Source organism: Cystobacter fuscus DSM 2262 (genome assembly GCF_000335475.2).
In the GTDB taxonomy this organism is placed as follows: domain Bacteria; phylum Myxococcota; class Myxococcia; order Myxococcales; family Myxococcaceae; genus Cystobacter; species Cystobacter fuscus.
This window is the reverse complement of the sequence record NZ_ANAH02000005.1, coordinates 192,179-209,925: the sequence shown is the minus strand read 5'-3', so window position 1 is coordinate 209,925 and position 17,747 is coordinate 192,179. Positions and strand designations below refer to the sequence as shown.

At 63.5% G+C, this 17,747-nt stretch carries 18 protein-coding genes; 9 read left to right on the top strand and 9 right to left on the bottom strand.

Features of this window, described 5'->3' with window-relative positions; genetic code table 11:
- The first annotated feature begins 19 nt into the window (after positions 1–19).
- The 5 genes from D187_RS54885 to D187_RS08405 all read left to right on the top strand — a co-directional run bounded on the left by D187_RS54885 (position 20) and on the right by D187_RS08405 (position 5,783).
- Positions 20–796 (top strand): ATP-binding protein, encoded by a 777-nt coding sequence (locus D187_RS54885; RefSeq protein ID WP_155893250.1) that lies wholly within the window; start codon positions 20–22, stop codon positions 794–796.
- 44 nt (positions 797–840) lie between these two features.
- Positions 841–2,214 carry an IS4 family transposase gene (locus D187_RS08415; protein ID WP_020917879.1) on the top strand — a complete coding sequence of 458 codons (1,374 nt, stop codon included), beginning with the start codon at positions 841–843 and terminating at the stop codon, positions 2,212–2,214.
- Between the two features lie 367 nt (positions 2,215–2,581).
- The gene (locus D187_RS53695; protein WP_155893249.1) at positions 2,582–3,031 is read left to right on the top strand and encodes a MarR family winged helix-turn-helix transcriptional regulator; all 450 of its coding nucleotides are present in this window, start codon (positions 2,582–2,584) and stop codon (positions 3,029–3,031) included.
- Between the two features lie 655 nt (positions 3,032–3,686).
- A complete protein-coding gene (locus D187_RS49640) occupies positions 3,687–5,027 on the top strand; it encodes a Tox-REase-5 domain-containing protein (protein WP_245591650.1) in 1,341 nt (446 codons plus the stop codon).
- 9 nt (positions 5,028–5,036) lie between these two features.
- On the top strand, positions 5,037–5,783 hold the full coding sequence (locus D187_RS08405; RefSeq protein ID WP_002627391.1) for an Imm52 family immunity protein: 747 nt from the start codon (positions 5,037–5,039) through the stop codon (positions 5,781–5,783).
- A gap of 275 nt (positions 5,784–6,058) precedes the next feature.
- Here D187_RS08405 and D187_RS08400 read toward each other — a convergent pair whose 3' ends face one another.
- Both D187_RS08400 and D187_RS08395 read right to left on the bottom strand, forming a co-directional pair.
- On the bottom strand, positions 6,059–6,829 hold the full coding sequence (locus D187_RS08400; RefSeq protein WP_002627389.1) for a hypothetical protein: 771 nt from the start codon (positions 6,827–6,829) through the stop codon (positions 6,059–6,061).
- Between the two features lie 117 nt (positions 6,830–6,946).
- Positions 6,947–7,171, bottom strand: coding sequence for a hypothetical protein (locus D187_RS08395; protein WP_043428916.1), 225 nt, complete (start codon positions 7,169–7,171; stop codon positions 6,947–6,949).
- Between the two features lie 275 nt (positions 7,172–7,446).
- Here D187_RS08395 and D187_RS57615 point away from each other — a divergent pair, with 275 nt between their 5' ends.
- The 3 genes from D187_RS57615 to D187_RS08385 all read left to right on the top strand — a co-directional run bounded on the left by D187_RS57615 (position 7,447) and on the right by D187_RS08385 (position 9,237).
- A complete protein-coding gene (locus D187_RS57615) occupies positions 7,447–8,058 on the top strand; it encodes a hypothetical protein (RefSeq protein WP_245591649.1) in 612 nt (203 codons plus the stop codon).
- Between the two features lie 2 nt (positions 8,059–8,060).
- On the top strand, positions 8,061–8,429 hold the full coding sequence (locus D187_RS08390; RefSeq protein ID WP_043428914.1) for a hypothetical protein: 369 nt from the start codon (positions 8,061–8,063) through the stop codon (positions 8,427–8,429).
- 61 nt (positions 8,430–8,490) lie between these two features.
- Complete coding sequence (locus tag D187_RS08385; protein WP_043428913.1) at positions 8,491–9,237, top strand: Imm52 family immunity protein; 747 nt, start codon at positions 8,491–8,493, stop codon at positions 9,235–9,237.
- Between the two features lie 45 nt (positions 9,238–9,282).
- Here D187_RS08385 and D187_RS08380 read toward each other — a convergent pair whose 3' ends face one another.
- From D187_RS08380 to D187_RS54880, 6 genes are all read right to left on the bottom strand, one after another.
- Positions 9,283–9,936 (bottom strand): hypothetical protein, encoded by a 654-nt coding sequence (locus D187_RS08380; protein ID WP_002627385.1) that lies wholly within the window; start codon positions 9,934–9,936, stop codon positions 9,283–9,285.
- Entirely contained in the window at positions 9,933–11,183 is a 1,251-nt protein-coding gene (locus D187_RS08375) for an AAA family ATPase (RefSeq protein WP_002627384.1), read from the bottom strand. The genes D187_RS08380 and D187_RS08375 overlap by 4 nt, the downstream gene beginning before the upstream one ends.
- Positions 11,184–11,357: 174 nt before the next feature.
- Positions 11,358–12,629 (bottom strand): RNA polymerase sigma factor, encoded by a 1,272-nt coding sequence (locus tag D187_RS08370; protein WP_043429050.1) that lies wholly within the window; start codon positions 12,627–12,629, stop codon positions 11,358–11,360.
- Between the two features lie 56 nt (positions 12,630–12,685).
- Complete coding sequence (locus D187_RS08365) at positions 12,686–13,120, bottom strand: YciI family protein (protein ID WP_002627382.1); 435 nt, start codon at positions 13,118–13,120, stop codon at positions 12,686–12,688.
- A 180-nt stretch (positions 13,121–13,300) separates the two neighbouring features.
- Entirely contained in the window at positions 13,301–14,095 is a 795-nt protein-coding gene (locus D187_RS08360; RefSeq protein ID WP_076606119.1) for an alpha/beta hydrolase, read from the bottom strand.
- A gap of 58 nt (positions 14,096–14,153) precedes the next feature.
- Positions 14,154–14,402 carry a hypothetical protein gene (locus tag D187_RS54880; protein WP_155893248.1) on the bottom strand — a complete coding sequence of 83 codons (249 nt, stop codon included), beginning with the start codon at positions 14,400–14,402 and terminating at the stop codon, positions 14,154–14,156.
- A gap of 106 nt (positions 14,403–14,508) precedes the next feature.
- Here D187_RS54880 and D187_RS08355 point away from each other — a divergent pair, with 106 nt between their 5' ends.
- Positions 14,509–17,202, top strand: a complete 2,694-nt coding sequence (locus D187_RS08355; RefSeq protein ID WP_051256270.1) for a GH92 family glycosyl hydrolase — start codon at positions 14,509–14,511, stop codon at positions 17,200–17,202.
- A 78-nt stretch (positions 17,203–17,280) separates the two neighbouring features.
- On the opposite strand, the gene D187_RS08350 is transcribed toward D187_RS08355, so the two are convergent.
- Entirely contained in the window at positions 17,281–17,709 is a 429-nt protein-coding gene (locus D187_RS08350; RefSeq protein WP_002627379.1) for a MarR family winged helix-turn-helix transcriptional regulator, read from the bottom strand.
- Positions 17,710–17,747: the final 38 nt, after the last annotated feature.

Here is a 17,747-nt window from a genome sequence, read left to right as displayed (position 1 = left end):
TAATTGCTAGGAGGGTGCGTTGACCGACATATATCGTGAGTGGGGATTCACGGAAAACCCATTTCAAACAACTGCTCTTCTCCCTAATGACAGAGGTAGTAGACTTCTTGTCGGGCGAGAGAATGAATTGTTGAAGCTAAGGAAGCTTCTCCGCCACGGCCCTAAGCTCGTAACCCTTGAAGGCGCAAACGGTGTCGGCAAGACCAGCCTCGTCAATGTTGCTGCATACAGAGCCCTTAGTGAGCATATTGCTACAGGCGAAGGACCTCTACTGGTTCCATGCGGAAAGATGTTTCAACTAAGGCCAGATCAAGATAGCGATTCGTTTGTAGACGGCGTCCTTCTTGAGGTTGCACAAACGCTGCTCGATCAAGCCAAGATCATCAAGAACTCTGGACGTTCACTGCCCAGCACAAAAGCACTTGATCGCTGGATGAACTCCCCACAACTACATTCCTGGCAAGGCTCAATCGGATCAGCAGTCGCGTCTATAGGAGCAGGAAAAACATCAGAGACAAACACCTCCGAAGGGTTCTCTCGCAGCGGACTTCGGAAGGAAGTACTGGGGTGGCTTAACAGCGTCTTTCCTGCCGAGGCGGGCGGGGGAGGAGTTGTTTGCACAATTGATAATCTAGAGCTACTGCAAACATCTAAGCATGCACGTCAATCACTAGAGCAGCTCCGGGACGCGATACTCTTAGTCCCACCACTTTCAAGGTCATGTGGAGGGTGCTACCATAGCGGTCAGGTGGGCAAGAGAAGGCCCACCCGGGTGGAGGTGGGTCCGAGACGGTAGACGAATCCAAGGAGCCTGCCCCATTCCATTCGCGAGGAATGAGCATGGCCCTAGAAGCGATTGTGGAACGTTTTACCAAGCGCAGTCCCGTGACCGTCATGGTGCGCCGGATACTCCAGCACGCCATGAATTCACAGTGGATTGACCAGTTGTTTGAAGCGCAGCGAGAAAAGCAATACACCCGCGAACTTCTCTTCTCCACGGTGGTGGACCTGATGGCGTTGGTAGCCTTGGGATTGCGGCCTTCGCTTCACGCCGCAGCGCAAGCTGACCCCCAGTTGCCTGTCTCCCTGACAGCGCTGTACGACAAAGTCAATCGTACTGAGCCCCAGGTGGTACGAGGCCTCGTGCAGGAAGGCGCGAAGCGATTGTTGCCCGTGATGCAGAAACTGAAGAAGGCGCAACCCCCCTGGGCAGCCGGCTACCAGGTGCGTGTCCTGGATGGCAACCACCTACCAGCCAGTCAGAAGCGACTCAAGGAGTTGAGGAATTTCAGAGGAGCTGCCCTCCCAGGACAGTCGCTGGTGGTCTATGCACCCGAGATGGGATTGGTGGTGGATGTACTACCAGCGGAGGATGCACATACGCAAGAGAGGGCTCTGATGGGACCTATCTTGGAGCAGGTGAAACCAGGAGAGTTGTGGCTGGCTGACCGGAACTTCAGCACGAGCAAGATTCTGCTGGCCCTGGATGAAAAGCAAGCGGCCTTCATCATTCGAGAGCACGGAGCGTCACCCAATCCCACGCCGCTGGAGGAGAAGCGGGAATTGGGACGAGGAAAGACAGGGGAGGTGTTTGAACAGGCGGTGAAGATAGAGGGGGACAAGCCGTTGAAGTTGAGGCGGATAGAGGTACACCTGGAGGAGCCAACGGAGGATGGAGAGACAGTCATCAGGATATTGACGAATGTGCCTGCGGAGAAGATGGGAGCCTTAGCGGTAGCCGAGTTGTATAGGGGCCGCTGGAAGATAGAGGGAATGTTCGGAGAGTTGGAAGCAGTGCTGGAAAGTGAAGTGCGAAGTCTTGGACAGCCGAAGGCGGCGCTGTTGGCGTTTGGGGTAGCAGTGATGGCGTACAATGTACTGTCGGTGGTGAAAGCCGCAGTGGAAGTCGGCCAAGAAGAGGAAGCTGCCAAGCGTGGATGGCAAGTCTCCACCTTTTACATTGCGACCGAGGTGAAGGCGACCTACAGCGGGATGATGACGGCGGTAGAACCGCAAGAGTGGAGCGGACAGGGAGAAGAATCCGCGGAGCAACTCAGCGAGGTGCTGCTGGAATTGGCGAAGCAGGTGAAACTCTCCACACTGCGCAAGCACCCGCGAGCGGCCAAGAAGAAAGTGAAGAAAGGCTATGTGTCGGCAGAGGAGGCGAGAAAACACGTGGCGACAGCGCGCGTGCTCAAGGGAGAGAAGCCCTGAGCCCAAGGGGACGGCGAAGAAGTGAGACAACCCAGAGGACCAGAGTACCCCAGGGGCGTCCAGCATCGGGCGTTCATGGGGAAGATGTATCCAATGAACGCCCCGACTGGGGCGGTTGGCTACTTCCACCCCGTCTAATTTATCGCGCGGGATGCCTGCCAATCGACCTTGAAAGGGGTGACTCTTAGTCCCTGGCATCAGATGGGTCCTCTGTGGGGCTCTTGGTATAGTCCAGAGCGTTGCCTCGTCTCCGAGACTAGAGGGATTTCTCCATAAGCCCATCGAAGTTGGAGGAATCGACCACTCGCATGCACCATTGATTCTTGAATCTCGCATCGAGGCGTACGCCAAGGAAAAAGACACGTACATGCCCATCACTCCGCGGGATTTTGCTCATCTTTATGATGTGTTGAATCGAAACACGCGAAACGTGATGAACCGGCTTGATAATTACTGCCTTTGGGCCTCCGACCAACCGCGCTTTCAAAGTGACGCAGAAAAGACCGCCAAATATCAGGAGTGGCTATTGACGGAGGCGAATGGCGCACTCGCTGCCGCCAGAGCACAGTTGACCCCACGAGCATGGCAGTTGTTTACACGGGCCGTAGAAGTTGGTGGCACCTTTTCGCCTAGTGACTTCCAAGAACTTGGGTTCAATAATCAACCCAATCTTTCACTCCACGTGAGGAGCCTTGAAGAGGCTGGTCTGCTTGTAAGCAGCCAGGATGAGACAGATAAGCGTCGCAAGACGGTCCAAGTCACTCCAAAAGGCTGGCTGGTCAATCATGCCCGAGTTCAGACAGTTCAGAGCTCATGATGTGGTTTGCTGAGTCAACCCGGCTCGCCTACCATGAGTGTATGGGTCGCGAGTTGTTGTTCTACACCTTTGGAGTCGTGTGAAGGACCTGCTGCCTGTTCATCCTCTGCAGCCCAGCCAAAGGGATGCTCAAGGGGCCTAGTGGAGTGTCCACGAAATTCATGGACATAGTCGCGTCCCTCATGTGCCCTCTTCCTCGGGGAGAGGGCACGTCCGCAGGCCGTCGGATTATGTCCAACTACTTCGTTTACAGTCCACTAGTGGCTTGAATGTGTCTCCCGCAGAGGGTATCCGCACAGAGGATTTGTACAAAGTATTACATCTGCGGACCGCATCCTTGTACTGGGGGCTGCCCGCTCATTGTCGGTGAAACCCTCCTCCAAAAGGATCAGGCGCCGACTCGAATCGTCTGCCACTTCGCGGAACCCTGGGCAGACTCGCGAGTGAAACGAAGGACACCATGCACCTTGATGCGAGACCGCTCATAACTGCATCCCCTTGTCTCCAGAGCCTCCATCTCAGAGAGGTCCTGCTCGCCCTGTCCGTGGTCTTGCTCATCCAAGGGTGTGCCTCGGTTCGCCACAACGCATGGCCGCAACAGCCCGTCGTCACTCCCGCTGTTGGGGAGGCGGCGGGAGGCTCTGGTGGCTTCACCGTGCAAGAGGTGGATCCATTCCAACTGGTACAGGAGGCCAGTGGCCTGGAGGAAGAGGACTGGCACCCGGCGGGCGCGGCTCTCTACCTGGGACAGGCGCGCCAACTGCTGGTCGAGCTGGCGAAGACGCCCGTCACCTCCAAGAGCTTCGCCCCGCGCCGGGTGCTGTGCTGGCTGTTGCGCGAGGTGCTCGCGGGCGGCGAGCGCGTGGAGTACGCCGACTTGAAGTGGCGTGCCGAGCGCTTCTGGCCCCTGGTCCTGGTGCGCCCGGACGGTTATCTGGTGGCTGCGCTCACCGGCTCGCCCCTTCAGCGCATGGGTCCACTCCAGCTGGTGGAGGGTGAGTGGCGGGTGGGTCGCCTCGTGGTGGGCGATTTCTACTTCTCGAGTGGGGGCGTCTTCTACCCGGTGAACACCGCCCTGCGGCGCACGGACAGCCCGCCCCTGGCCGAACTGGGACTGGGCAGGGATCCACTCAACGCGGCCCTCGACGGGGCGCAGGACGCCCTGGGGGAGATGGCGATGGCACTGGCCCACTCCATCCTCCATCCCATTCGCACCGTGGAGGACCTCGCGCAACTGCCCACGACGGTGGCGCGCCTCATTGCCTCCTCGCCGGAGTACTTCGCGCGCTATGGCGCCATGTCCTGGGAGGACCAGATACGGGAGGCGGCGCGCCTGTCCACGCATGTCGTCATGATGCTCGGGGGGGCGGAGGCCACGGTGGGACGCATCAGCGGGCTGGGAGCCGCACTGCCGGTGCTGTCACTCACGGCCCGGGGCGAAATGGTGCTGAGCGGAGTCGTGGTGGGAGGCACGTTAAGCACCACGGCAGGGATGGACCTGGGGGCGCTCTCCGTCCTGCACATGGCGGGGAGGGGTCCGGGACGCACCGGTGGTTTGAGCGTCAAGGCGGGAAAGTCCACCCAGACAGCCGCGGCGAAGGGGCCCGGTAAGTGGACGTACAAGACGCCCACCACCGAGTCTACGCAAGCCTTGGATTATCAGGAGCAGGTAACACAGCGGCCTGCTTGGTACGTGTACATGGTGGATGAGGTGGAGTTCGATGGCTTCAATGGCAAAGAGTTGCTCGAAGCCAAGGGCGCTAGCTACAGAAAATTTCTCAAGAAAGACGGTGCGCTCCAACCCTGGTTCGAAAATGGAAAGGGGTTCTTGGGATTGGTGGACCAAGCAGGTCGGCAGTCGGTTAAGGCAAGGACACTGAATGTGCCGGTGGTCTGGCATGTAGCCGAAGTGGAATTCGCGAGTTTCCTTCGTGCTTTTTTCAGGAAGAATGGCTGGGACAACATCACTGTCTGCCATACACCGTCAGCGAGATAAGGAGTACGTGTGCGAGGGGATTTCTACATAGGGGCTTATTGGGGACCGCGCAAGGAGACGGCGCTGGAGTGCGCCCGGCGCGCGGAACTCTTCTTCCACATGCTGGCGCGGTATGACCCGACGTTTACCCAGTGGTATCGGCGGGGACGTGGCGCCCCCCGCGAACTGCCGGGTCACCCCGTCCGCCAGGTCGTGGAAGAGTGGGAGCAGTTGTTTCTTCGCGGCATGAACCGCACGGACGCCACCAGAAAGGTCATGGAGGACCTGGGGTTTCGCGCGGATGTATGGAATGCGAAGACGAGCGAGCGGACCCGCATCGAGCTGCACTGCGGTGAGTACTCTCCCTTTGGGCCCGGAAACACCTGCCTGTTCCATCCACCTCACGAGGGGCCGACGCGAGAGCGGATATTGAGCGCACCCGTGCTGGCCGGAGTGCTCACCAGCATCGCCACGGCCTGGGACCCGGACTTCGCCATGGCCAGTTCCTCTGAAATGGTGGACCTCATCCAGAAGCGGAAGCGGGAGGTGAGGGTGGGCTGGTTGACTTACCTGTCACGCCGCCTGGGCACGGTTCCTCCGCTACCCGCGCCCGTGCGCATCGAGCCGGTGGGCACCCTGGGCTGGCTCCTCATCCTCTCCCCCGAGCCCATGACGGCGAGTAACCCCGAGCACGTGGCCTTCACCGCCCGCATCCGTGAACTGCTCGACCGGGCGGGCCTCATCGAGCGTCCGGAACCCGGTCCAGTCCGCGAGTAGTCCGGCACTCGCCCACGCTCACCCCAGGTCGACGGCGGAAGAGATGGGCGGGCACGGTCGAGGAGCAGCTTGCATCGCGTTCATTGTGCGTGAGCGATGTCTCGCGCTCGAACTCCGCATGGGCTTCGTCGAAGTGGCCGAGCTTCTCCAAGGAGTCGCCGCGCACGCTCGGCAGGAGGTGGTAGTTCTCGAGCAAGCGTTCCGAGAGCAGCGCATTGACGAGCCTAAAAGGAGCAGGCGCCGACTCGAATCGTCTGCCATCTTTGCCGGGTGAATCAAGGACGGGCGGATTGCGGCGGACGGCCCCGGTCCTTGGAAACGGGCAGGTAGCACTTGCCCTGGTACTCGGCGTGGACGTCCAGGCAGGGGGGACGCCTACCGAGTTGTATCCAGCACCCCTTGTTGATCTCCTCCTCCCACAATTCGGGTTTGCAGGGGGCTATAGCCTGATCCTTGAAGGGTTTCTTGGGCAGCGGGTAGGCGAGGGTGGCGGGGGCCGGTGGGGCGGTGTCGCTCAGCAGTGGCGCCTTCACCTCGGAGCGGATGTCGGACAGCTCGACGGGAGAGGGGGACGGTGGGTGTTCGTGCGTGCGTGCCAGGAACAGCCCGGTGCCCAGACCCAGCGCGAGCAGGGCGAGACCCGCAGCGGCGAGCATCCCCCTGGAGGGTGAGGGGGGGAGGGGAGCGGGGTGTTCCGGTGGTGCCGAGAGGTGGCTCTGGACCTGGGGACTGTCCTCCACGGCTTGGACCGAGGCGCTCGCCAGCGCGAGGATGTCCGCCAGTTCCGTCAGGGGGACTCCCGTGGGGGCCTGCTCCGGTCGAATGGTGACGGATGGCGGCGTGGGCTGGCAGAGGATCCGGACCTCCCAGGGGCCCGAGGGTTGCCACTCCACGTGCTCGCCGGGCATCAGCGTCAGGGCTGGCTGCCCCGTGCCCGTGTCCCTCGATTCATAGAGGCGTCCCAGATTGGCCTCCACCTCCTCGCACCGCCTGCCGAGCTGGAAGGGCCCCAGCCCGCCGTCCTTTTCGCTCTTCTCGTTCGCCACGCGCCTTCCCTTCTTCGTGAGTGTCGCCGCACACGGAAGTGGATTTGACTTTTCAAGTCAAGTGGAACGGTGGGTCTTGTTGGGTGTGGTGAGCCTGAAGGGGGATTCGTGCCGGAGCTAGGGTGTCAGGGGCAGGGGGGGCGAACTCCCCGTGGCCATTGCCGCCGAAGCGGTGGCGTCCAGCACCTCGCGGATGGCCTCGACCACGAGCCGAGCCTGGGCCTTATCCGTGGCGAGTCCCATGTGGTCCGTGCCGGCAAGGGGGCGGACCACGCCCCGCGTCGAGTCCTTCGCCATGTGCGCGTAGATATCACGATTGGCTTGAACCAGTTTTTTCAGCATCTCGTTCGGCTCCCCCCTGTACCCACTCCGTGCTGAGGATGAGGAGTGGCCTGTCTCCCAGGCTCTTGAGCTGACGACCCTGTTTGTCGGTGGTCTCCATGGCGTCAATTTCGGCGCGCAGCGCCTTCACCGCCGTGATGGTTCCCTAGGTAAGGACCTCGGCGGAAGGTGTCCACGAGGGGCCGACTCGAATCCTCCGACACCTTCGCCGCTCTCCCTGGAAGTCGATGGCGTCGCTCGCTATGCTCGCCCCCCTTCTCCCTCCGAGGCCCTTGATGATGACTCCTCGTATCGTGACAGGTGTCGGCATGCTCCTGCCTCTGTTCCTCCTGGCTTGCAGTGTTTCTCGCCCTATTCTCGCCGAGCATGTCCAACCCCCACAGAACATGCTCCTGGTCATTCGCGACACTTTGGATGAAACACAGGCTGTGGTTTGGCGAACAGCATCTGAAGTCGATTGGGCACAGCTTGATCAGGCGCTTGTTCGGATGAGGGAGTCAGGCGTGGTAGCTCTCGCCGCGCGTCGTGTTCGGGACTGTGAGCAGGAGCAGATCGATTGTTTCCGGCGCTGCTGGAAAAGAAAGCCTCCTTCTCCCATTGAGCGTGGTAGCCCAAGCCACTACTCGCATTGTCAAAACACGTGTCGTGATGCGTATATGGACTGCCTCAAACTGAACGAGGTTGACGCCCTGGAGTTCAATGCAATGGAGGACGCTATCGACTGGTTGAAACGTCATCGCCAAGAAATTCTCGTGGGCACTATCGTTACAGCAGCTGGAGCAGCATTCATTGTTGTCTCCGCAGGGGCGGGCATGTTGGTGCTTGCTCCATTGGTGTTCATGGCTGAAGCCGAAAGCCCGTGGACAGGCACCATGTGCGAGGGATGAAAATGAACTCCAAGCTGGAAGACCTTCTGAACTCTCTCGAGTCGCTGGCCGGGCGGCACGCCAACGAACCAGAAACCGTGGTAATGATCGAGACTGTGGCCAAGGCGCTCCACTTCATCCAACACATTGGTCGGGCGAATGACTTCTGGGAGTACGCCAGGGTCTTCAACACCGAAGAGGCCTGGCCGAAGCCCCTGCGCTCTTTCGCCTCCCGGGAGGAGGCACTCGCTTGGCTCCAGACTCAGCCAACGCTTCCCTACGAGGTGGTACTGGAGGTGGCGGGTACTCTCCACAATGTCGGACGCATGCCCAAGGGTGATTGGGTGCTCATTCGCTTCCCCTCACTCAAGGAGTTGGAGTCGGAGGAGTGAGCTGCCTTGTAGTGGACAGCATCACATCAGTCATATGCCGCCAGAGCAGTAAGGAACACGTATGCGAGGTGATTTCTACATAGGGGCGTACTGGGGACCGCGCAAGGAGACGGCGCTGGAGTGCGCCCGGCGCGCGGAACTCTTCTTCCACATGTTGGCACGGTACGACCCAACGTTCGTCCAATGGTACCGAAGGGGACGCGGAGCCCCGCGCGAATTGCCGGGCCATCTCGTCCGCCAGAACGTGGAAGAGTGGGAGCAGTTGTTCCTTCGAGGCATGAACCGCACGGATGCCACCAGGAAGGTCATGGAGGACCTGGGGTTTCGCGTGGCTGTGTGGAATGCGAAAACCAGCGAGCGGACCCGCATCGAGCTTCACTGCGGTGAGTACTCGCCTTTTGGGCCCGGAAATACCTGCCTGTTCCATCCTCCTCACGAGGGTCCGGCGCGCGAGCGGATATTGAGCGCCCCCGTACTGGCCGGAGTGCTCACCAGCATCGCCACGGCCTGGGACCCGGACTTCGCCATGGCCAGCTCCTCCGAGATGGTGGGCCTCATCCAGAAGCGCAAGCGGGAGGTGCGGGTGGGCTGGCTGACCTACGTGTCGCGCCGCCAGGGCACGGTTCCTCCACTGCCCGCGCCCGTGCGCATCGAGCCGGTGGGAACGCTGGGCTGGCTGCTCATCCTCTCCCCCGAGCCCATGATGGCGAGCAATCCCGAGCACGTGGCCTTTACCGCCCGCATCCGCGAGCTGCTCGACCGGGCGGGCCTCCTCGAACGTCCGGAACCCGGTCCGGTCCGCGAGTAGTTTGGCTGCTCCTGCCCTCTACCGGCCTGCATCTTCAGAGTCCTCTCAGATGTCCTCTTTGCGCAGGCGACCTTGGCGCCGGAGTTCGGACGCCACGAACGGAGCCCGCCGCTCGAGATAGGAGAACTCGATGTCCCCCCGCTCGTAGCACGTGACGTACTCTTCACGCGCCTTGAGGCACTCGGGCATGTTGAGCACGAGGAGGGTCTCCTCGATCTCCTTCGCCTTGCCCGCGGGCGCCTTGGGGCCGCGAATGACCTGGAAGGCCACGAGTTCCAAGGCGAACCAACCCTCGGCCACTTCGAAGGGGTCCACCAGGGAGGTCAGGTCGTTCTTCTTCGCGTTGATGAGCGCGGCGCAGAGCCGGTAGTTCGACCACTCATAGATCTGGTTCCACACGCGTGACTTCGGAAGAACGTGGTCGATGGTCGGGTTGCCCGTTGCATGCTCGAAATACAGCGCCAGGTAGGCACAGCGGCGCTCATAGGCCTCCAGCATCTCCGGGAGGGCGTCACGCCAGAACGGGGGGAAGGCGTCGGCGGGAATGTCGGCCTCGCGGGCCGCGATCTTCTTGCGGCGACGGCCCGGGCGCTTGAGACGCGGCTTTCGGCCGACCAGCTCATCAATGGCGGACAGCCCCTTCTGGCGAACCCTCTCGTCGAAGAGGGGCGGCTCTTTGGCGGCCGCGACCGGTATCACCGCTTGCCTCGCTTCGCTGGCTTGCGCTCCTCGACAAACTGTCCCCATCGGACCCAGAACGGATCAATGTCCGGAAGCCCCGCGGCGCGCAGTTTCTGGTCTGCGGACTCCACGTCCTGCCATGGCGGGTCCTTTTGACGGAGCAGCGCCAGCGCGGTCTCGATGGCGGACTCGGCTTCAAGCGATCGGGCTTTCCTCAAATCGAAGGCCTCGCTGGTGAGCCAGTTGGAGACCTCTCCCCGGCGCACGAACTCGCGCTTGCGCAGGACGACCCGGGCCTCTTCAAGGTCCAGGTCGAACCATGCGTCCTTCTTGACGTCGAAGAGTGGCTCCACGGAGGCCAGCACCAAGGGGGAGTGCGTCGCCGTGATGAGCTGGACGCGAGAGCGGTGGCTCCCGGTGAGCGCGTCCATCACGTTGAGCACAGCCGGTACGATGCGGCGCTGCCACTGAGGATGGAGGTGTGCTTCGATCTCATCGATGAGGAAGATGAGCTCGCGGGCCGGATCGCCGCCACGAACCTCGGCCGCCGCGATGTGTTCTTGCCAGGCCCAGATCAGCAGGTAGGTCAGGGCGATGATGCGCCGCATGCCCGCCGACGAGTGTGTCACGGCGACATCCTGGCCGTAGGGCATCCGCAGTGTCGGGTATCGCTTCGGATCTTCCACGGTGAGCTTCCTCAGCTCCCCTGGGACCAGCGGCTTTCCCCCGGGCGGTGACAGCACCTGGAGAACCTTGGTCAGCATGTTGAATGCCTCACCGTTCTCGCGTTGCCACGAAGCCCAGTCGCGAATCAGCCCTTCACAGTGCGCGTTCCCCTCCCACACTTCGTGAGGCGCGAAGAGATAGGAACTGGGACGGTTCGGCGCATCGATCTTCCAGTAGTTGCGCGCCGGATCCCATACGGAGAAGCCACCGTCGACCTGCGCGTAAAGCACGAGCCCCGGAATGGCGGGCCGGCCATTGTTGACGGACCAGCGCTCGATCTTGCGATCATACGTACTCTCGTACGAGTAGCTACCGGGAGTGGATTTCGTGTAGCTGTACCCGATCCTGGGCTTGCCCTGCGAGGGAGAAGGAAGGACCAGATAGCGTGCCCATGTCCTGGTCAGGGCCCACCAAGCGATGTCCAGCAGGAAGCTCTTGCCCAGCCCGTTGTCGCCTGTGATGAGGTTGAGCCGTTGCGCAAGCCTCAGCTCCATCTCGGGCGCGGGTCCGACATTCTTCAGGTGCATCGACTCAAGCATCGACTTTGCCTCTCCGGGCAAGGACTCTGGAGGAAGCTATGCCAATTCGGCCCGGTCAGAGCCGAAAACAGCAGGAGGGCTGGCATCTACCTCTGCTCCGGTAGTGGGCTGGCTCCTCATCCTCTCCCCCGAGTCCATGACGGCGAGCAAATCCGAGCACGTCAAGAGCCGACCTCAGGTCGACGGCCGAGGACAGGCGCGGGCGCGGTCGAGGAGCAGCTTGCGCTCGCGTTCGTTGTGCGTGAGCGATGCCGCGCGCTCGAACTCCGCACGGGCCTCGTCGAAGCGGCCGAGCTTCGCCAGGAGATCGCCACGCACGCTCGGCAAGAGGTGGTAGTCCTCGAGCGAGCGTTCCGAGAGCAGCGCATCGACGAGCTCGAGCCCCGCCGCGGGACCGAACGCCATCGAGACGGCAACCGCGCGGTTCAGCTCCACGACGGGTGATGGCACCAGCTCGGCGAGCGTCTCGTAGAGCGCCGCGATGCGCGCCCAGTCCGTCTCGGCTGGCCTACGCGCCCGTGCGTGACAGGCGGCGATCGCGGCCTGCACGGTGTACGGACCCCGCGCGCCGCCGAGCGCCTCGGCCCGCTCGATTGCCGCGAGGCCACGACGGATGAGGAGTTGATCCCAGCGTCCCCGGTTCTGATCGAGCAACAGGACGGGCTCTCCCGACGGGCCGACCCGTGCCCTCAGCCGTGACGCCTGGAGTTCCATGAGCGCGACGAGGCCGTGGACTTCCGGCTCCTTCGGAACCAGCCCGGCCAGGATCCGGCCCAGACGGAGCGCATCCTCGCAGAGCGCGGGCCGCACCCAGTCGTCACCGGCGGTCGCCGAGTAGCCCTCGTTGAAGACGAGGTAGATGACCTGGAGCACCGACGAGAGGCGGGCCTCGAGTTCGGCGCCTCGGGGAACCTCGAAGGGGACATGCGCCTCGGAGAGGGTCCGCTTGGCTCGGACGATCCGCTGGGCGATGGTCGGCTCCGGGACGAGGAACGCGCGCGCGATCTCCCCGGTCGTCAGACCGCCGAGCAAGCGCAGCGTGAGCGCGACGCGGGCCTCGGTCGAGAGCACCGGATGACAGGCCGTGAACACGAGGCGCAGGAGGTCATCGCCCACGTCATCGTCGAGCGCGGCGTCGAACTCCGGCACCGCCAGTGCTCGCTGAGCCTCGAGTTCCTGACCAAGCTCCTCGTGCTTGCGCTCGAGGAGCTTGCTCCTGCGGAAGAGGTCGACCGCGCGATGCTTCGCGGTGGCCATGAGCCAAGCGCCCGGGTTGTCCGGGACGCCCGACTCCGGCCACCGCTCGAGCGCGGCGACGAGCGCGTCCTGCGCGAGCTCCTCGGCGAGCCCCACGTCGCGCACGAGTCGCGCGAGACCGGCGATGAGCCTGGCGGACTCGATCCTCCAGATGGCGTCGATGGCGCGCTGCGTAGCGGAAGCCGTCACGGCCACCGACTAGAGCATCTTCCTTCGCCAGCGCAAGGCGCGGGCCCGCGCCACGACTAGCGGCGCTTCGACTCGGTGAGCTCGCGAAGCTGATTCTCCTTCTCCATGAGTTCGCCCGTGGGGTCGCTGGGCGCGAAGTCCTCCGCTTCGAACACCTGGCGGATCTCGATCTCGGACTCCGTGCCGGGCATGGGATCGGGGCAGCGCTTGACCCACTCGATCGCCTCTTCCTTCGACTTCACCTGCCACAACCAGAAGCCAGCGATCAGCTCCTTCGTCTCGGCGAAGGGCCCGTCGACCACGGTGCGCTTGCCTCCGGAGAACTTGACGCGCGCTCCCTTGGCGCTCGGGTGGAGCCCCTCGCCCGCGAGCAGAATGCCCGCCTTCACCAGTTCCTCGTTGTACTTCCCCATCTCGGTGAGCAGCTCCGTGCTCGGCAGGGCGCCCGTCTCCGAGTCCTTGGTGGCCTTGATCAGGATCATGAATCGCATCGTCGTGTCTCCTCTCGGTGTGGAAGCCGGGTCTGGCCCGGGCTCTACTCTCACGTCGAACGAGGGTCCGCGAGATCGACACGGCGAACGATTTTTTTTCGCGGAATCGCCAACCACCTGAAAGGACTGGAGTTCCCAGGGGAGGCAGTACCTGATTGCCTGGCTACCCGGGGGGCGCCTTCAGCGCCGGAACATGAAGCGCAGCGCCTTGGGCAGCCGGCGCCTCCAGGCCTGCTCGTTGTGTCCGGCGTCCTTGTCCGGGCGCCACATGAGCCCGCCTTCCGGGTAGCCCTTGCGCTCGAGGACGTGGTGCATCTCCTCGGCGACCGCGAGCATGCGGCCGCCGCCCTCTCGCCCGCCGCAGTCGATGTACACGCGGCTGATGAGGGGCTTGGGGCGGCTCTCCACGAAGGGGAAGAGCGCCTTGTCCCCCACGGAGAAGGCGGGCGACATGGCGATGGCCCCGCCAATGGCGTGCGGGTAGCGGTAGTGGGCCCAGAGTGCCGCCAGGCCCCCCATGGACGAGCCACCCACCACCGTGTGCAGGGCCCCGCCCGTCAGTCCGAAGGCGTGCTGAACGTGCGGCATGAAGTGGTGCACCACCCAGTCGAAGAAGTGCTCCGCGTGGCCGCCACGGCCCGGCGTCATCTCCCACGGGGACAGCTCGTCGATGCGCCGGTCGCCGCCGTGCTCGAGCCCCACGACGACGGGGGCGCGGAAGGTGGGGCTGCCCACGAGCTTCTCGGCGGCCTCATGCGCGTACCAGCCGCCCGCGTAGCTCCCCCAGTCCGTCCAGCAGTTCTGGCCGTCGAAGAGGTAGAGCACGGGCCGCTCCTGGAGCGGCATGTCGTCTCCGCTCGGTACGTACACGTGTGCTCGGCGGGAGGGGAAGCCCGGGACATCGAACGGCCCGAGTGAATGAAACTGTCCGGGTCGGGCCCAGGAGGTGTCGGCGGTCGCGGTCACGAGGCGCATGGTGCTCCAGGCAGGACGCGTGTGCCGCTTTATCGAGCCGCCATCCCGGGCTGACCGTTCATTGGCTCTCAACCGAGACAAGCCCACACCCCTTCATTTCCCCCTCGGACAAAGCAAGCTCTTTGCCGCGTTTCCGGCCTGTATGAAGAAAATTCTTCCGTGGATGATCGCGCTCGAGCTGACGGATCGTCAGCTCGCTTCGCGTCTTGACTTCGCCTCCCTCGAGAATGGATTCCACGAAACCCAACCAGGCGCGACCGCATCGCGATCGTCTCGTTTCAAGGCTCGCGTCGATGGAGAAGCTCATGGCGAAGTCCCTGCAGCGCGCTGTTCTCACATACGGATCATTTCTTTTACTCTCGCTCGCGGCGCCCGGCTGTCGCGACGACGGCTCGGGGGGCACGGACGCCGGGGTGGATATCCCCGATTCCGGCGTCGAGACGGACGGCGGTGTGGGAGAGCCCGACGCGGGCTCGCCTCCTCCCACCGCGGATCTCGCGAAGCACGTCGATCCGTTCATCGGCACCGACGACAGCAACTCGCCCTTTCCGGTGCCGGGCGGCGCTGGCGGCAGCACCTTCCCGGGCGCGACCGTGCCCTTTGGCATGTTGCAGCTCAGTCCCGATACGCCGACCGCCTCGCCCTCGGGTTACCGCTACAGCGACTCGCTCATCGAGCACTTCAGCCTGACCCACTTCAACGGCGCGGGCTGCCCCAACAACGAGGACCTGCCCTTCCTGCCGCACGTCGGCGAGCTCACCACGTCGCCCGCGGCTGACTGGAAACTCTTCCGCACCGGCTACGACAAGACGACCGAGGTGGCCTCGCCCGGCTACTACCAGGTCACGCTCGACGGCGACATCAAGGTGGAGCTGACCACGACCACGCGCACTGGCATGGTGCGTCTGCACTACCCGGCCTCCAAGGCCGCCCAGTTGCTCCTCCACACCGGCCGCAACGCGACCAACGCCAATACGCGCAGCGGCAACGTGCAGATCGTCGGCAAGGACAAGATCCGCGGCAGTGCCACCGCGGGCGGCTTCTGTGGCTCGAGCAAGACCTATCAGATCTACTTCGCGGCGCAGTTCGACCGCCCGTTCACGGCCTCGGGCACCTGGCTGGGCAACTCGCTGTCGCAGGTCAGGACCTCCGTGAGCGGCACCAAATCGGGCGCCTTCGCGACCTTCGACACGACCCAGGATCCGGTCGTGCAGATGAAGATCGGCGTCTCCTTCGTCAGCATGGCCAACGCCGAGGCCAACCTGGCCGCCGAGAACGCCGGCTGGGACTTCGACGCCGTGCACACGGCCGCGCGTGACCGGTGGAACCAGGTGCTCAACCGCATCGAGATCACCGGCGGCGGCGACGCGGACCTCGAGCAGTTCTACACCGCGCTCTACCACGTCTTCCAGAACCCCAATGTCGCCAGCGACGTGAACGGCCAGTACATGGGCTTCGACGGCGCGGTGCACACGGCCGAGGGCTGGACCGTGTACCAGAACTACTCCGGCTGGGACATCATCCGCTCGTGGACGCACCTCATCAGCGCCATCGCGCCGGAGGCGCCGGACATCATCCGCTCGATGGTCGACGACGGAGAGAAGGGCGGTCTGCTGCCCTTCTGGTCGCACCAGAACGTCGAGGTCAATGTCATGGTCGGCGACCCTGGCTCGGTGAACGTCGCCAACGCCTACGCCATGGGCGTGCGCGGCTTCGACACCGACTCGGCGCTGCAGCTCATGCTCAAGTCGGCGAGCAACCCTGACGACACCCAGCGCTGGAACCTCTCCGACTGGCTCACGTACCACTACGCGGGAGGCAACGCGGCCATGTCGCTCGAGTACGCCATGGCCGACTTCGCCATCTCGCGGTACGCCGGTGAGCTCGGCAACACCGCGGTGCGTGACGAGTATCTCACGCGCTCGCACTACTGGACCGAGAGCTGGAACCCCGCCAGCAAGCTGATCGAGCCGCGCGCGGGCGAGCTGCAGCCGGGCGCGGCCGCCGCGCGCATCTACGAGGTGCAGATCCATGGCACCGCCGCGCCGGCCACCAACCTGGCGCTCAACCGTCCCGCCACCGCGAGCGCGTCATGCGGCGACGAAGAGAACCCGTCCAAGGCGGTGAATGGCACGACCAACGGAGGCTACAGCGACAAGTGGTGCGACAACACCAGCAGCGACAAGTGGTGGCGGGTCGACCTGGGCAGCGTGCAGTCGATCGACAAGATCATCATCTCCCACGCGGGCGCGGGCGGTGAGTCGAGCGACTGGAACACCCAGGACTTCACGCTCAGCGTCAGCACCGACGGCGTGACCTTCGAGACCGTCGCCACGGTCACCGGCAACACCGCGAACGTCACCACGCACGGCTTCACCGCGCGCGAGGCCCGCTACGTGAAGCTCTCCATCCAGACGGCCATCAAGGCCGATCCGCTCGGTGCGTGGGCCTGCCAGCCTCTCGATCCGTCGAAGGATTGCGGTTTCATCGAGGGGAACGCGTTCCAATACGTCTGGATGGTCCCACACGACCTCGAAGGCCTGTTCACGCGCATGGGCGGCCACGCCGAGGCCGACAATCGCCTCGATGAACTCTTCACCGAGCTCAACGCGGGCACCCGGCGGCCCTACTTCTACATCGGCAACGAGCCCGAGCACGGCACGCCCTGGATCTACAACTTCGCCCAGAAGCCCTGGAAGACGCAGGCGATCGTGCGTCGCATCATCAACGAGACGTTCTATGGCGGCCCGGGCGGCCTGCCCGGCAACGACGACCTGGGCTCGACCTCGGCCTGGCTCGTGTGGAGCTACCTCGGCATGTTCCCGGCCATTCCCGGCACCGACGTGCTCGTGATCAACGGCCCGTGGTTCCCCAGCGCCAAGGTGCACCTCGCCAATGGCCACGTCGTGACCATCGAAGGGGAGGGCGCCAGCCAGACCTCGAAGTACATCCAGAGTCTGGCCATCGACGGCAAGGCGAGCACGAAGACCTTCGTCCGCTTCGCCGACATCGCTCCGGGAGCCACGCTGAAGTACGTCATGGGCGATACGGCCAACGAGTCGTGGGGCAGCGGCGAGGGGGATCGTCCGCCGAGCTTCGCGCCGTAAGTCGCTGTATCTCTCGAGAGGGATGTAACGAAGCCCCCGGCCGCCGTCAGGTGAGCCGGGGTTTTCTTTTTCGCTGAATCAGTCTCGAGCCAGCCGTGCGATCACCGCCGCGGCCCGCGTCAGCTCCTCTTTGCTGACTTGTGGGTCCAGAAGCTCGGCCGCAATCCGTCGCGCTGTCGGTACGGCGTCCGCGACCAGCTGGCGCCCAGGCTCGGTGAGCACCGCGAACGTGACACGTCCGTCGTCCTCGCTCGCCTGACTGGTGATGAGGCGGCGCTTCGTCAGCGGGCGCAGCATCCAGGTCACCCCCGAGGCCGTCAATCCGAGTTGTTGGGCCAGATCCGTTCGCCGCAACCGGTGCCCGGGCGCCTGGTCGAGCACTTGGAGGAGGTGCAGGTCATTGAGTCCAATGCCGTGCACGGAGCCGAGGGCGGAGTCGAAACGGCGGATCGCTGTCGCGTGGGCCCGGTTCAAGTCGAAGAAGAAAGTCAGGTGGTGCGCGGACATGCGCTCCTCATTTTGTTGAGCACTCAAGTAAACCACTT